Annotated in this window: 13 protein-coding genes; 6 read left to right on the plus strand and 7 right to left on the minus strand. The window is 41.1% G+C overall.

Annotated features, from left to right (window positions below):
* The first annotated feature begins 2 nt into the window (after positions 1 to 2).
* Complete coding sequence (locus ABJG98_RS00465) at positions 3 to 1082, plus strand: BamA/TamA family outer membrane protein (RefSeq protein ID WP_348277481.1); 1080 nt, start codon at positions 3 to 5, stop codon at positions 1080 to 1082.
* Here ABJG98_RS00465 and ABJG98_RS00470 read toward each other — a convergent pair.
* The 4 genes from ABJG98_RS00470 to ABJG98_RS00485 form a co-directional block, all read right to left on the minus strand.
* The gene (locus ABJG98_RS00470; protein WP_348277482.1) at positions 1079 to 2512 is read right to left on the minus strand and encodes an aminotransferase class V-fold PLP-dependent enzyme; all 1434 of its coding nucleotides are present in this window, start codon (positions 2510 to 2512) and stop codon (positions 1079 to 1081) included. The genes ABJG98_RS00465 and ABJG98_RS00470 overlap by 4 nt on opposite strands.
* Before the next feature lie 44 nt (positions 2513 to 2556).
* The gene (locus ABJG98_RS00475) at positions 2557 to 3348 is read right to left on the minus strand and encodes a carboxypeptidase-like regulatory domain-containing protein (RefSeq protein ID WP_348277483.1); all 792 of its coding nucleotides are present in this window, start codon (positions 3346 to 3348) and stop codon (positions 2557 to 2559) included.
* Between the two features lie 123 nt (positions 3349 to 3471).
* Entirely contained in the window at positions 3472 to 4050 is a 579-nt protein-coding gene (locus ABJG98_RS00480) for a DUF998 domain-containing protein (protein WP_348277484.1), read from the minus strand.
* A gap of 128 nt (positions 4051 to 4178) precedes the next feature.
* Entirely contained in the window at positions 4179 to 4826 is a 648-nt protein-coding gene (locus ABJG98_RS00485) for a cupin domain-containing protein (protein ID WP_348277485.1), read from the minus strand.
* Between the two features lie 277 nt (positions 4827 to 5103).
* Here ABJG98_RS00485 and ABJG98_RS00490 point away from each other — a divergent pair, with 277 nt between their 5' ends.
* A complete protein-coding gene (locus ABJG98_RS00490) occupies positions 5104 to 7215 on the plus strand; it encodes a M1 family metallopeptidase (protein ID WP_348277486.1) in 2112 nt (703 codons plus the stop codon).
* Positions 7216 to 7268: 53 nt separating this feature from the next.
* Here ABJG98_RS00490 and ABJG98_RS00495 read toward each other — a convergent pair whose 3' ends face one another.
* Positions 7269 to 7622, minus strand: a complete 354-nt coding sequence (locus tag ABJG98_RS00495) for a SiaC family regulatory phosphoprotein (RefSeq protein WP_348277487.1) — start codon at positions 7620 to 7622, stop codon at positions 7269 to 7271.
* A gap of 67 nt (positions 7623 to 7689) precedes the next feature.
* A complete protein-coding gene (locus ABJG98_RS00500; RefSeq protein WP_348277488.1) occupies positions 7690 to 9912 on the minus strand; it encodes a M1 family metallopeptidase in 2223 nt (740 codons plus the stop codon).
* 126 nt (positions 9913 to 10038) lie between these two features.
* On the opposite strand from ABJG98_RS00500, the gene ABJG98_RS00505 reads away from it, so the two are divergent.
* The 4 genes from ABJG98_RS00505 (at position 10039) to ABJG98_RS00520 (ending at position 14810) form a co-directional block, all read left to right on the plus strand.
* Complete coding sequence (locus ABJG98_RS00505) at positions 10039 to 10614, plus strand: outer membrane beta-barrel protein (protein ID WP_348277489.1); 576 nt, start codon at positions 10039 to 10041, stop codon at positions 10612 to 10614.
* A gap of 4 nt (positions 10615 to 10618) precedes the next feature.
* Complete coding sequence (locus ABJG98_RS00510) at positions 10619 to 11287, plus strand: outer membrane beta-barrel protein (RefSeq protein WP_348277490.1); 669 nt, start codon at positions 10619 to 10621, stop codon at positions 11285 to 11287.
* A 5-nt stretch (positions 11288 to 11292) separates the two neighbouring features.
* Complete coding sequence (locus ABJG98_RS00515; RefSeq protein WP_348277491.1) at positions 11293 to 13302, plus strand: caspase family protein; 2010 nt, start codon at positions 11293 to 11295, stop codon at positions 13300 to 13302.
* A 77-nt stretch (positions 13303 to 13379) separates the two neighbouring features.
* Positions 13380 to 14810, plus strand: a complete 1431-nt coding sequence (locus ABJG98_RS00520; protein WP_348277492.1) for an SUMF1/EgtB/PvdO family nonheme iron enzyme — start codon at positions 13380 to 13382, stop codon at positions 14808 to 14810.
* Here the strand turns inward: ABJG98_RS00520 and ABJG98_RS00525 are convergent.
* Entirely contained in the window at positions 14807 to 15217 is a 411-nt protein-coding gene (locus ABJG98_RS00525) for a hypothetical protein (RefSeq protein WP_348277493.1), read from the minus strand. The genes ABJG98_RS00520 and ABJG98_RS00525 overlap by 4 nt on opposite strands.
* Between the last annotated feature and the right edge of the window lie 31 nt (positions 15218 to 15248).

Here is a 15248-nt window from a genome sequence, read left to right on the forward strand (position 1 = left end):
AAGTGCACAGACTTCTAAGCATTCTCCTTTTAGTGCCATTCATCGGATACTCTCAAGGGGCAGACTCTACTGTCAATGAAGGTTCGTTTGCGGTATTTCCTGCAGTGAGCTATGCGCCCGAAACGAGTTTGCAGCTAGGTGGCGTAGCTATTTGGGTATTGAAAAGCCAAGACGTTTCACAGACCACCTTTCAACGCCAATCGACAGTGACACCCTATTTCATTTACACGCTGAAGAAACAGTCAATTGCGGTAGTGAACCTTGATTATTACTTCCCAAGTGGACAAAACCTCAATGCCTCGGTTCGTTATTACAACTTTCCTGATTCCTATTTTGGTATAGGAAATGATAATGACTCAGGTATTTCAGAAAAATATACGAATCGATTCTTCCAATTGGAGGGTCAATTTCTTCATCCGATTAATGATAAAATCTTTGTAGGCGGAGCTTTCGACGCACATTTCACCTCATTAAAGAATAAAATTGAAAATGGACTACTGGAAACAGATTCACCAGTAGGTTTGGAAGGTGGTAACCTATTTGGTCTTGGACCTGCATTTCGATACGATACAAGGGATTATACCCTTTATCCTACGAAAGGATATTTTATTACCAGTCGGATGATATTTAATCAAATAGGTGACTTTAGTTATACGAGCTACCTCGCTGATTTTAGAAAGTATGTGACCATCAAAAATGAAAAGCACATCCTTGCATTCCAATTTCGTTCTCAGTTCACCTTAGGATCCGATGTGCCATTTTATAAACTACCACAACTTGGTGGAGACGAGCGTTTACGTGGAATTACCAATGCCAGCCTTTATCGGGATCGGCAAATGATGTATACACAAGTGGAATATCGCAGGCCCCTTTTCTGGCGATTTGGGATGACCATTTTCGCAGGTGTAGGAGATGTTGCTAATGATCTTGAAGATTTTACTATTTCAGAGTTTAAATATATAGCAGGTATTGGCGGTCGGTTTGCTATTATTCCCGAACGAAAGCTTAATGTCCGTCTGGATGTAGGAGTGGGTCGCGGTGGGCAATCTGGAATCTATATAGGAATAAGCGAAGCGTTTTAGCGAACACTAAGTTCTTCTACCTTCTCTTTAATGATTTCGAGAAGCAAATCAATCTTAGCCTTGTGTGTTCGGAAGACGACAACTGCTACACGTATCCAAAACACACCATTGATGGTAGTCGAAGATAGAAAAATCCGCCCATCATCTTGAATAGCCTTGATTAGCTTTTCATTAAAGGAATTAGCTTCTCCTTTTTCTGGAATATATCTAAAAATGGTAATGGATAAATCCGGTATTGGCCCCACTTGATATCTTTCAATTTTCCCCAGTTCATCTCTAAAATAGAGAACCAAAAGCATTTTCTCTTCCAGGGCAGCACGAAATGGGTTGAGTCCAAATAGCTTGAGCGGCAGCCACATGCGAAGCCCTCTGAAGTGCTTGGTGAGTTCTGGAGAGACATCCGCTGCATTGACTTCATTGTCTGAATCAACGAGATCCTGGAGGTAGTCAGCCGTATAGCGATGTGCTTTGTAAATGGCTTTTAAGTCTTTGATTAACACAGCTCCGGTACCAAAAGGAAGGAATAAGCTTTTGTGCGGATCTAAAGTAATGGAATCTGCTTTTTCTATTCCCTTAGATCGATCTTTGATCTCAGGTAGCAACCTAAAAAACCCACCGTAAGCTGCATCCACATGAAACCATAGGTTATGCTTGCATGCTATTTCGCTCATTTGCTGGATTGGGTCAATAGTTCCTGTGTTGGTTGTCCCAAGGGAGGCATTTATGAAAAAAGGGATAAGTCCATTCGATTTGTCAGAATCTATCGTTTCATTCAAGGAAGAAATATCTAATCGCAACTCATCATCAATGGGAAGATAGCGGAGTTGGGCTTCTCCTAAACCAGCAATTCGTAATGCCTTTTGCAAAGAGTGATGTGCTTGGTCCGAAAGGTAGATGACAAGTTTATTAAAGTCTTTTGCTTTCGCATTACAAGCTTCTCTTGCTGTTACAACTGCAATGAGATTGGAAATGGATCCGCCAGATGTTAGGTTGCCAGTGGCTGTGGCAGGAAAGCCCATCAGCTCATTCATCCATCCTATGAGCATATTTTCCATGCGTGCAGCACCAGGGGCGGGGAAATAAATGCCCGCATATTTATTACTTACAGCCGCTAGATAGTCACCCAGTGCAGAAGGATAGAGCCCACCGCCGGGTACATATCCCATATGTCCACCTGATGCAGCATTGATGCCATCTTCCTCTACATTAGATTTAAGAAATGCCAGCAATTCACCCATAGCCGTTGGATGTTCTGAAATTATATCTCGATTGGGCGGCTCTGGATTTTGTGTAAATGCATTTGAATCGTCAAGGACAGATAGAAAGTCTGATGCATGGTCAAATACTTGTTGAGTCAGGGTCTTTAAAGAAGTTTCGTTTGGCTCGAGTTGGCGTGCGACCTTCTCCAGGTCTTGAATTTTCTTGATCATGGAGATCAAATTTAGCCAAGAAGTTGGTGGATAATCAATCTAAATCAGGCTCCTGGATTGTAATTCTGATTTTTGGATTTGTTTTGTCCATCTTTAAATTCATCCAGTAAAGCCATCATTCGCCCATGGATTTCAAATAGTGTGGTTTCGGCCAGATACTTAGGTGTGAACTTGCAGAAGGCTATGAAATTGGTTAATTCATCTCCAGTAAGATCTGTCTCTTGGCTCACCCAGTCTCGATTGAACTTACGGTAGGCTGCACGCTCAGTCTCCTTCTGTGCTAAAATTTTCTCTAGCTTTTTCTTTTCTTTCCCTTTTTTACCCAGTCCTCTCAGGTTGAAACCTATCCCAATAGTTGGAGCTTGATAATTAGCAGGTTCTACTTTCAATTCATTGGCCTCCAGCGGAAATGCATCTAGAGGAATAGCTGCTAACCCGAACACAACGTGTGTTGAATTTACGGGCTGACTATCTACGACCATTTGTTTAAATCTCCAATACTCTGGAAAAACGTTCACCTCCACTTCAGTCAGTTTTGTGGCCTCTTGTGTTAAATAGAAATTGATGAGTTCGATTGGTTGATTTTCTTCAATCGCATATGTAGTTGTTTTGTATCCTACGTAAGAAAGGACAAGTGTATCTCCGGCTTGCACAGGAATTTTAAATGTGCCATTAGCGTTAGTATTCGTAAGTAATCCGGCCTGGGGATTGGATATATGAACACCAATCATAGCTTCTGATGTGCCTGAATCTGAGACCACCCCATACAGGTAATTTCGCTGTGAATAGCCGAACAGCGATATGAAGACAAAAGAAATGATAAGTATTATTCGCACATGTCAAATATCCAAAACGAAGAATCGAATGACTAATTATTAAGATTTTTTAACAACAGTTTAGAGATATATTCATGGCTGGATGAATGTTTGATGCATTAACTCCAAGCTTGCTAAGTAAACTTATTTCTGAAAAGAATGTCGCAAAAGACCAAAACTTGTCCATGCTGTCCAACCGAAGACTACAGCAAATACTAATCTGTGGGTGAGTGGCATTGACCACAAACCAATTGCAAATCCAATCATAGAGCTTACCAGTAAAACAGCTGCAATATTTGCACGATATCGAATTTGAGCACTGTTTGAGCCGTTTGAGCTAATACGTGCCAGACCAAAAAGCCAAAAAGCAAGAGCAAAACAAATAGCGACTACATGTGCTTTAGAAACTGCTGATTTGGAATCCAACTCATCTGTTGGGATGGCGGTGAGAGCAAATCCAAGTCCAAAAAGAGAAAGCAGGATTCCTGCCAATTTATCTTTCAAGACTTTGCCATAGTACAGGCCAAATAGCAGAAGCAACAATCCAACATTTACGAATCCGATCAAATTCCACCAAAGAGCTAATGGTTCTCCTTTTGCGCCCAATTGACTTATGAAATTATTAAGAAAGTTCCATTTTGGATGAAGAGATCCAAAAACGATCAATGAGATCACAAACAGGGAAACTGAAAGGAGTCCAATTAGTCCTGCAGTTTTTTTCATTGAATTAGCTTTTGTTGAGTTTGAGTTATTCTAAGTGGCATGGACTTTACTCATAATGTTATAAGACCTCTTGTGAGCGGGTGTTCGTCTATAGGTACTGGGTGTAAAGGCAGTGACAAAGAATATTTCTATTCCTTTTCCTCAAATGGGAAGTAATCCAGAACATCGTACTCCCAAACGTTGGTGGGGAAAATCACCACAAGATTAGCAGTTTTCTCTCCTATGTTTTTGAAAGCATGAGGTACCATTGGAGGAATATTCACAATGTACGGGGCCTCAATAGTAAACAGGGTATCACCTAGTGCATAAAGGATAGTCCCTTCAAGTAAAACATGAGATTCTTCTCCTTTATGGGTGTGCATGGGAGGTGCTCCGCCTGGAAATGTTTCAGTGATGCCAATTACAAGATTTTGATAACCATGTTTATAGCCTTCCATTACATGGACATACTCACCAGGTCCAGGGTTAATTGCAGGTAAGTCTTCTACCTTAGCCACATATTCACTCCAGTTTTTTAGCTCTTTGCTTTCGTAGCCAGGTGGGACAGTTCTTCGCTCCAATACTTTATGTGAATGATGTTGAGTATGTAAATACTCAATAATTGAATCTGGAACTGTTTTAACCTCGTCAACTAGCTTTTCAATTGAAAATGTCTCTTGAGTTTGGCTATGACTATGAGTGTCATCTCCATGTGAATGGGTTTTCTCATTACTTTGAGAACAAGAGAATATTGTTATTGCAAAAAGAATAAGGGTTAATAGATTGAGCTTTTTCATTGGTTAAATTGGTAAGGTCTTAAAATTGGAAAAGCGATAAGCTTCGATTATTGCATTAAGTAACCAATACATTAATGTAAACAACATTATCCTTAAATCTACTGAAAAACCCAAATTTGATCTACACTGTCCAAACCACCCTTTTGTTATTTCAAACGTAAATAGCCGTTTCTAACCAATCTAGGTTACAAATTCTGATTTCCACCAGCGGTTGCCACCTTCCTGTAACAATTTGTTTTCTTTGCACTTCATCTTATTCAAATAATTTAAAAACCCTATGAGACAACTAGTATTACTAATCACTATGACGCTATGCGTGTCGCTGGTGGCTCAGGAGAAGAGATTCTTCATGCCGCAGCAGATGAAGAAAGCGTTTGACAATGGCACCAGATCTTATGACGGCAAGCCAGGTGCCAACTACTGGCACAATACCGTAGATTATAACATCAAGGCGACCATCGATCCGGAAACTCGCGGTATCAGTGGTACCTCCTCAATTACCTATACGAACAACAGCCCGGATGACCTGAGCACAGTTGTAGTACGCCTGTACAACGATGTGTACCGGAAAGGCAATCCACGTGCGTCACGTGTGGATGAGCGAGACATTGATGATGGAGTAACATTAAACATGGTTCAAGTGCGTGGCGACTCTGTAGATATGGAGAGCCGAGCTTTTACCCGACGTGGAACAAATATTTTCTTGCGTCTGGCGGAGCCGGTAAAAAGCGGTGAAAGCATTGAACTCGCAATCAATTGGGAGCAGTTTGTTCCTTACACTAATCGAAGAACAGGCGTGGCGGACAGTACGTCTTTCTTTGTGGCATACTGGTATCCGCAAGTGGCTGTATACGATGATGTATTTGGCTGGGATACACAGGATTACTCTTTCAGAACGGAGTTTTATAACAACCTGGCCAACTTCAATGTGGAGTTCAATGTACCTAAATCTTTTACTGTATGGGCGACAGGAGTATTACAAAATCCAGAAGAGGTATTCAATCCTGAAATCCTGGAGCGATACAACAAGGCACTGACAGCTACTGACCCTATGGACATCATTAATGGTGATGATTTGAAAGACGGATTTGAGCACAAGACGGGAACATGGAAATTTAAAGCTGACGAAGTACCTGACTTTGCTTTCGCAATGAGTGATCACTACGATTGGAATGCAGCTTCTCAAAAGGTAGATGGACGAGATGTTATGATCAGCTCAGTTTATCCTACAGGGAACCCACAAGGTTTTGCAGCGATGACTCCAAATCAGCAAAAGACCATGAAGCACTTCTCAGAGGATATCCCAGGTGTTCCTTATCCATATCCTAGATTCACTACGTTCATCGGACTTGGTGGAGGAGGCATGGAGTTTCCAATGATGGCCTATAATGGCGGTCCAGGACTTGGTGTAACTGTGCACGAAATGTATCATATGTACTTCCCAATGTATGTGCGTGTAAACGAAAGACGATTTGCATGGATGGACGAAGGATGGGCTGATTATGTCACTTCTTTGGTTACCAACAGATTCTTCAGAAACGATAGCTCGGATTTGTTTACCAACTATAAGGGTAGCGTAGGAGGGATGCAAGGGCAGTATGAAGATGTACCACTTTTCACTTCTTCTCAATTCATGGATGGCACCAACTACGGCTATTCAGCATATCCATTGCCAGCCTTCATTTACTCTATGTTACACTATCACTTAGGTGATGAGATGTTTTTTAAAGCATATAAGGAGTACATTAATCGCTGGGCCAAGAAGTCTCCAATTCCGTTTGATTTCTTTTACACTTTTGAGAATGTAAGCGGTCAGGATCTAAGCTGGCTATGGAAGCCATGGTTCTTTGAATATGGCTATCCAAGCGTGAAGATCGATGGAATCAAAAAAGATAAACTTACTGTATCCAACCTGGGTAATAGACCAGTTCCGGTCAAAGTAGAAGTGAAGTACAATGATGGAACGGAATACGAAACTTCAATGTCTGCTAAAACCATGGCTGGCAAAGACAAGTTTGAGGTGACCATTCCTAACTACAAGAAGGTAGAGACCATCGCTGTAAATGCAAGCCTTCCTGATGTGGATGATACGGATAATTTCTACCCACCTCTAAAGGACCGAATGATAGGAGTGGAAGTTCCAGAATTTATCTACGGAACGTACAATATTGCCAATTTCAACATTCAGGCGACCATGAAAATGGAAGATGGTTTGGTGAAAGCACAAGTGCCTGCTGCTGGCATGAATGTAGTAGTGATGCCAAAAGACGGCAAGTGGATTTCACTGGATGGACAAGTTGTAGTCGAGTTTGACAACTCTGGCGAGAAAACCAGCATGAGTATGGAATTGAAGCAATTTGGCGTGACCGTACAGGGTACAAAAGAATAGTTAACTACAAAGTAGCCAATGAAAAAAAGCCTCATCTGATGATGAGGCTTTTTTTAGTAATTGACGTATTGGAATTTTAGACCCGATCTGTTTTCCAAATCTTCTCCAAGTTCTTTGTGATCATCATCACCTTCTTCACTAAACCACCTGATCATTAACATGGCACCCATAGATTGCTTCTCTTGCAATACGATCATTAGCTGATAAAGGCATTTCATAGTGCCAGTATCGAAGTGTTCAAGCTTTAATTCTACAATAAATGTAGGAACGGTTGTGTGCTTGATTTGATCAATGATCGGTAGGTAAAAATCCTGAACATCACGCATCAGTGATCTACCTTCAATTTTTAGTAATCCAGTGTTGGGGTTGAATCTGACACTCGGTATAATATCTTCATGCTCTGACATATGGGCGGCGGTTTATGTTTTATTTATATGTTATTTTCTGTGATATAACCAGTATGAGTAATATAAGTTACTCATCCTTTTTCATTTCTTCAAATTTATCCTTTTGCTCCGGTCTCGGGAACATGTTGTTTTCAAGATTTACATCTGGAAGTTGCTGATTTGGGTCAATTGCAATATTCACGACCTCTTTATCTTTTAAAAAGGTCTTTGTTACTTCAGCTTCATTCAACCTCCAGATTTCAGCCGGCAATTGCTGCATTTCCTTGGTGCCATCAGCGTATGTCCACTCGATAATCACTGGCATCACCAAACCACCTTTATTTTGCAGTTTAAGCTCATAAATGTGTTTTCCTGAAAGCTTGTCTCTCATCTTACCTTCATCCAATCTGCTAAGAAACTGACCGTAGGAGTTACCACTTGTTGGTGTCATGGTAAATGGCTGGGGACCGTCTGAAAACCCCTCTCCTTCAGAACCATTACCTGTGCCAGTTATACGCTTAGAATTTCCTTTCTGTTGCTTGTTTTCAACGGTTGCTTGCTCCTCTTTGAGTTGATACCACTTTACTTCTGCAAGTTCAATATCTATTGTTTCAGTAGTAAAGAACCAGCCTTTAAAGAACCAGTCCAGATCAGTAGCAGTACCATCTTCCAGTGTTCTGAAGAAGTCTGAAGGATTTGGGTGCTTGTATTTCCATCGGTTGGCATATTCTTTAAAAGCAGCATCGAAGAGTTCTTTTCCAACAATGGTTTCTCTGAGCATCTGAAGTCCTACTGTTGGTTTTTGATAGAAGTTGGCACCCATTTGAAACAGCAGATCGTTATCAGAGTTTGTCATGATTGGTCGGAGTGTTTTTTGATCTCCCATCATAAATGGAATAATATCTTTTGGACGTGTGCTTGACCATTGTGGGTATCGCTCTGCCAAGGTTCGCTGATGAAGAAATGTATTCAAGCCTTCATCCATCCACATCCACTTTCGTTCATCTGAGCTCACGATCATTGGAAACCAGTTGTGACCTACTTCATGAATGATCGTACTGGTCATACCTCTTCGAGCTTGTTCGCTGATTTGTCCATCTACCGGACGACCACCGTTGAAAGAAATCATTGGAAATTCCATACCAATGTTTGATGTATTTACTGATATAGCTACCGGATATGGATAATCGAAAGTTGCTTCGGAATATACTTCTAATGCTTGCTTAACACCATTTGTAGATTCTTCCGTCCACACAGGAAGGCCTTCTTTTGGATAAAAGGACATTGCCATTACTGTGTTGGTTGGTAGTTTCACTGCGATGGCATCCCAAATGAACTTTCTGGAACTGGCAAACGCTACATCTCGAACGTTTTCGGCTTTAAACTTCCAGGTTTTAGTCCCTTTTTTCTTCGTTTTTTCATTTTCACGAGCTTCCTCAGGTGTGATAATGAAAAGCTGCTCATCAAAAGATTTTCGAGCTTTACTCATTCGGTCACGCTGTGTCTTAGTCAAAACTTCAGACTCATTCATAAGTATGCCAGTACCAGCTACAATGTGATCTTCTGGCACAGTAAGCTCCACCTCGTAATCTCCGAATTCGAGCGCAAACTCACCCAGTCTTCTAAACTGCTTGTTTTGCCAGCCTTCAGTATCGTTGTATACAGCCATTCTTGGAAACCAATGACCGAGTAAAAATACCTTGTTGTCATCTTCCGGAAAGTATTCGTATCCTTCTCTGGAAAGAAGGAACTTAGCTCTGTCCGTGATGTAGTTTTTCCATTTGATAGTAAATGTGACGTTCTGACCTGACTGCAATGCCTGTGGAAGATTTAGTCGAAGCAATGTATTGTTTACTATATATGGAAGGTCTTTGCCATTTTCATCTTTGATCCATTGAATGTCCGTTCCTGCTGGAAAATCGATCGGACGAATTAGGTATTGCATTTGAAGAGAACTGATAGAGTCTCGCACTCCTCCCAGTACGTCACCAAAATCTTCATTTCCTTTTCTATTTACGTTTTGCTCAATATTGAGCCATAAGAATTTTAAACCATGAGGTGAATTGTTGTAATAGGTGATGGTTTCTTCACCTGTGAGTTCATTGGTGTTTTCATCAATAGAAGCTTTGATTTTGTAATCTGCTCGCTGTTGCCAATAATCTTCACCAGGAGCACCAGATGCTGTCCGATAGGAATTGACGGGTGCTAGTAATCGGTCGATGGCATTAAATTTTCCCGAATACCCAGGTACATCCTGTGCAAAAGATAGCAATGATGCAGCAATGAGTGATGTTACAAATAGGATTCTCATGATTTATATTTTTTTGGAAAGTTAATGAATGGATCAGCTGAAGAAAAAGCAGGTTTACACAGATGGTCTATTTCGATATAGATCACAATTTATTTATTAAATTGATGCGGTCACCAATTGACTACCATGAAATTATTATTGCCAATAAGTCTGTGCTTGCTGGTGTTTACGCTCACTACGGCGAACGCGCAAGTACAGGGATCGGATCAGAATCTAGGATTCGGATTTGATATCAATTCGATCAGCGGAGGATCTAAGGACACCCGCATTAACCTTTACGTTTCTTATACTTATTTCATTACCAAAAACCTTTCGCTTGGTGTAGGTCCCAGATTTAGCTGGAGCAGAACCAAAGACAGTGATACGGTAGCCGTCTCTAAAAGCAACACCATCGGCTACAATGTCTTCCTTAATTATTCATTTTTGACAAATGGAGGATTTGTTCTCCCTTATTTTGGAGGTCAGTATACCAAACTTGTGCAAAAGCAAGCCGGAGATGACGATCCTTTTATTACTGATAGTGTAGGGGGAAATGTTGGCCTGAAGTTCTTCATAACCGAACGGTTGAATATTGATAACAATTTCAGCATCACACGAATAATTGCTCAGAATGAAACGCTGGATGACCTAGGTTTTGATGCTGATGGAACGGTCATGCAAATCAATGTAGGTTTGGGATACATAATAGGACGAAAAAATTAAAGCCATGAAGAGAATCATACTTATTGCTTTCACGATGATAGCAACTGCCTCTTTTGCCCAGGTGCAAAAAGGAGATATGAACGTTGGTGCAAATTTTGGCCTAATGAAACAAAATGGAGACGCTGATATCATGAATTATTCCTATTCAACGTTGATTCTGAATTGGCAATACTACATCACTGACAATGTTTCATTTGGAGTTTCGCCCAGTATAGCAACAGCCAAGGTACTTAATGATGCCTTTACTGTAAAATCGAGTGCATGGAATTTTTATTTGGATTATTCATTTCTCTCTGATAATGGGAAAGTTTTACCGTATCTAGGCGCAAAATTTACGCTCTATAATACGCTTATCGAAAATGGTGATTTATCCGGAACGGGTTCTGATTTGGGCGATGGTTTTGGTTTTGGAGGATTTATTCCCGGAGGAGGCGGTAGCGCTTCATTTGAAACCAAGTTTAAAAGACAGGTAGTATCCTTATCTGCAGGAGTTAAGTTTTTCATTTCTGAACGAATCAATATTGATAATAATCTCACTTTTGGTACCATTTTGAATGAAAAAGTTGAGCTCGATTTTCTGGGATTTCCGATTTCATTTGATGGTGAAGGAGGCGGACGCTTGATCCAGTTTACCATCGGTTTTGGATATATCATTGGTAAAAAAGGTACTTGATCCACATGCGACTTAATTTAATCACTATCCTTTTCTACCTGGCTTTTAATGTAGGAGCCCAGCAGATTTCGATTATTCCGGTAGGTAAACTTTCGTCATCGTTAGACCGGGTTACCTCGATTGCATTCTCTTCGGATTCAGAACAGATGATTGCCGGAGATCGCAAAGGGAATTTTCAATTCTGGGATTTAAAAGAATTGCGACCTGTTGCATCTAACCGCGTCGGAGATGAAATCATTTTTGTTTCTTTCTTAAAAGACGATGCTGAATTTTTAATAGTAGATGAAAACGGGGGATTGAATTTTTTCGATGCTTCATCCTATCAAAAATTACGAACTGTTGAGCTAAAAGATAAGCCTGTTTTGGTTAGTATAGATCCGGAGAGGCAATTCATCAGTTATGTGAATGATGATGAAGAATTAAAAGTTTTTAGCTTGAGAGCCCAGATGCAACAAGCCCAGATTAGAGTAGGAGATCGTGTGGATAAACCGATATATCTTGGATACGACAGGTTTGGGCAGCAATTAGCGGTAATGGGGCAGGATGGCACTGCATTGATGTGTAATCCGGTCAATCAAAAAGTGCTGCGCGAAGTAAGGTTGAGGAGTGATGAGTACGCCGGATCGTCCTCTGTCATGCATGCCGGTGCTTCTAATAAAGGAAGTGACCTCTTTGTGACTGGAGTTCAAGAAGTCTTTGTTCCGAAAGGAGGAATTCAAGGTGGACAACCGGAACGCAGGAATAGCATTATTGCCTATGACTGGGACTCTTCAAATGAAGTTAAGCGAATTCGCGTGAACGATCGTGTGGATGATATAGTGCTGGGACCAGGCCCAAGCCATATTGCATACTATACAGAAAAAAGATTCAGGTTAACGCTGGTAAATCTAGATCAAGGGGCGACGGCAAGCGAAGTGACGCTTGATGAGTTTCCAGAAACTATTGAGATATCCACAGATGACTCTTATCTGGCAGCGGGCGATAAAAACGGAACCATTCATTTGTTTGAATTGCAGAGGAATTCTGCTCCTCAAATCAAGATCACAAAGCCAACTCTTAAGCGAAATATTGCCGAAGCTATCGTTCAACAGTCTACCATAGAGATGCAAGGTGTTCTTTCTGACGGTGCCAAAATCAAGACAGTAACAGTGAATGGTAAAGAAGCAGAAATCTTACCAAATGGTAAGTTTAGCGCACATGTTGGCCTGTTACCAGGGAAGAATAAAATCAGGGTGCTGGCTGAAGACTATCAATCAAACAGCACATTCAAAGATTTTTATATTACCAGGAATCCTGAAATAAGTGTAGATCAAGCAGCTACTACAGTTGACTATTCATCGCAAAAACGTGTGGCTTTGGTCATTGGTAATGCAGCCTATGCAGGCACTGGTGCACTTAATAATACGGTTAATGATGCAAAATCCATGGCAACGACCCTGGAAACTCTAGGATTTGAAGTGACATCTGTTTTAGACGGATCGTACGAGGATATGAAGCGAGCCATCTATAAATATGGTTCATCCATTCGCGATGTGGACGTATCAATTTTCTTCTATGCCGGACACGGACTAGAAATAGAAGGCGTCAACTACTTGGTTCCGGTAGATTCTGAAATAGCCAGTCCTTTAGACGTAAAACTGAAAAGTATTCCACTGACAGGTGTGCTTCGAACCATTGAGTATGCTAATGAAGATGGTTTAAACATGATCATACTTGATGCTTGTAGAAATAACCCATTTCCAACAGGAAAGAGAGGAGGAGCCGGTTTAGCCAAAGAAACTCCGCCATCAGGTACCTTGATCGCTTATGCGACAGGTCCGGGAAATGTTGCTTCAGATGGTGAAGGTGAGAATGGACTTTACACCGGAGAACTGATCAAGCAAATGACCAAACCTCAGCGGATTGAGGATGTATTTATGCGTACGAGAAATAGTGTGGAGGAGATCAGTGACGGCACGCAGCAGCCTTGGGAAGAAGCCAGATTAAAAGGTATTTTCTATCTGAAGTACGAGTAGAATCTTTATGGGATAAAACTGATCACGAAACTGTGCGTTGGATATTTAGTTAATAATTCTGACCAAACCTTATAATCATGATCAAATCAATTTCTTCTGCTTTCTTGCTATTAATATCTTCCTTCTGCTTAGCTACAGATGTTGAGGTTACCTATGTGGAATCTGTTCGTGGATTGGATAGTGAACCATATGCAATCAATTTTACTATTTCCTGGAAAAATAGCTGGCACAATGAACGCAATCGTGATGCTGCTTGGGTCTTTTTCAAGCTAGATCTAGAGGATGGGTCCAGGCACCAATACTTAAAAGCCGGAAGTGCCAAGATGCTCTGGAAAGGAGCTAATGCCATGCCAGATGCAAAGATTGAAGTAGCCGAAGATGGTGCTGGATTATTTGTGTTTCCAGGCACTAAATATCGAGGAGATATTACCTACCACATTACTGTAGAGCGAGATACGACTAAGACTAATTTTCGTACACGCTTTGAGCGGATGGAGGCGATAGCAATAGAAATGGTTTACATACCGGAAGGAGGATTTACATTGGGAGATCCATTAAAAGAGGCACTTAATTTTGGAGCATTTTATCAGTCGGATTCAAACGGAGATTTTGACGGCTTATTTAAAATTACGTCTGCATCTCAGGAAATACCTGTCGGTCCAGATAAAGGGTCGCTCTACTATCAAAGCAGAAATAATATCTATCAGGGTGATCAGAAAGGGACGATTCCATCCGACTTTCCCAATGGCTATGAGTCGTTTTATATTATGAAATATGAAGTTACTCAAGGGCAGTATGCTAGATTTCTTAATTTAATCGGGAAGACAGCTGCGACCGTAAGAGTCAACTTTGGCTCCCCAAACTACAAGAAACATGGTGGAACCATCGAGCTAAAAGATGGAAAGTATGTGGCTGCAGCTCCTGACAGACGAAATGTGTATTTTCATTGGGACGACATGATGGCATTTACGGACTGGGCTGCACTTCGCCCATATACTGAGCTTGAGTTTACTAAAGCATGTCGAGGACCTTTAAGGCCTAAATCAAGAGAATATCCATGGAATACCTCATCCATTGATCGTATGGTCAACCGTATCGACCCGGTTACACAGGAGCAGGTGTTTCTAAATGGGATGACCGAAGCAGATTTAACAGAAGAAAACCGTGAGATATTTGGTGCATCCTACTATTGGGTGATGAACCTTGCTGGTAGCATGTGGGAAAAAGTAATCACCGTTGGTGATGAGAAAGGCAGGTCCTTTAAAGGGGTTCATGGAGATGGAAGTATAAGCTACTATGGTTATGCAGACGTAGAAGATTGGCCCGAAGGCTTCAGAGAGGTGGAAGGGTATGGCTATCGCGGAGGTGGCTATTATGGAGTTAAAGGTGATATCACTGACTTCAATCCATTTAGTCCGATAGCTTTTAGAAGATACGGAGCATGGAGTGGAGGCCCTCGAAATGCTGCATACGGGTATCGTGCGGCGAGAACTGCGCCGACCGACTAGTCATATTTTGGTTGCATTTTCCAGACTATAGCGAACCCTGCGGAGAGACCAATGATAGAAAAGAGGACATCATATGGATCGTAAACATTATTGCCACCCAGGTTATGAATCTTAAACTCTTGAGTTAGTACAAAAATGGCAGCCAGCAGCGTAGCGAGCAGGTATAGATGCTTGTCTTTAATTTTTTCCCCGGCTTTTACAAAGCGATGATTTAGGTATAAACCAATGTACGTAAGCGATAGCACACCTACAATACTTTCAAAAAAGTTCGGTAGCGATAAAACGATAATATCAAAAATCACATGAAAATCCCTATCGAGGATAAATGGTCTAAACCAGGCTTTGCATATAACGAAGAGCACACAGATTATTATCTGTATACGTGCAAGCTTTAGTATGTCTCTCATTTGTTGAATATAAAAAAAGGCAGCCTTACGC

This window comes from Ekhidna sp., assembly GCF_039960695.1.
Classification (GTDB): Bacteria; Bacteroidota; Bacteroidia; order Cytophagales; family Cyclobacteriaceae; genus Ekhidna.

Coding starts and splice junctions, on each gene's coding strand:
- ABJG98_RS00470 (WP_348277482.1), bottom strand. CDS start 2,512: ATGATCAAGAAAATTCAAGACCTGGAGAAGGTCGCACGCCAACTCGAG.
- ABJG98_RS00480 (WP_348277484.1), bottom strand. CDS start 4,050: ATGAAAAAAACTGCAGGACTAATTGGACTCCTTTCAGTTTCCCTGTTT.
- ABJG98_RS00485 (WP_348277485.1), bottom strand. CDS start 4,826: ATGAAAAAGCTCAATCTATTAACCCTTATTCTTTTTGCAATAACAATA.
- ABJG98_RS00490 (WP_348277486.1), top strand. CDS start 5,104: ATGAGACAACTAGTATTACTAATCACTATGACGCTATGCGTGTCGCTG.
- ABJG98_RS00495 (WP_348277487.1), bottom strand. CDS start 7,622: ATGTCAGAGCATGAAGATATTATACCGAGTGTCAGATTCAACCCCAAC.
- ABJG98_RS00500 (WP_348277488.1), bottom strand. CDS start 9,912: ATGAGAATCCTATTTGTAACATCACTCATTGCTGCATCATTGCTATCT.
- ABJG98_RS00505 (WP_348277489.1), top strand. CDS start 10,039: ATGAAATTATTATTGCCAATAAGTCTGTGCTTGCTGGTGTTTACGCTC.
- ABJG98_RS00510 (WP_348277490.1), top strand. CDS start 10,619: ATGAAGAGAATCATACTTATTGCTTTCACGATGATAGCAACTGCCTCT.
- ABJG98_RS00515 (WP_348277491.1), top strand. CDS start 11,293: ATGCGACTTAATTTAATCACTATCCTTTTCTACCTGGCTTTTAATGTA.
- ABJG98_RS00520 (WP_348277492.1), top strand. CDS start 13,380: ATGATCAAATCAATTTCTTCTGCTTTCTTGCTATTAATATCTTCCTTC.
- ABJG98_RS00525 (WP_348277493.1), bottom strand. CDS start 15,217: ATGAGAGACATACTAAAGCTTGCACGTATACAGATAATAATCTGTGTG.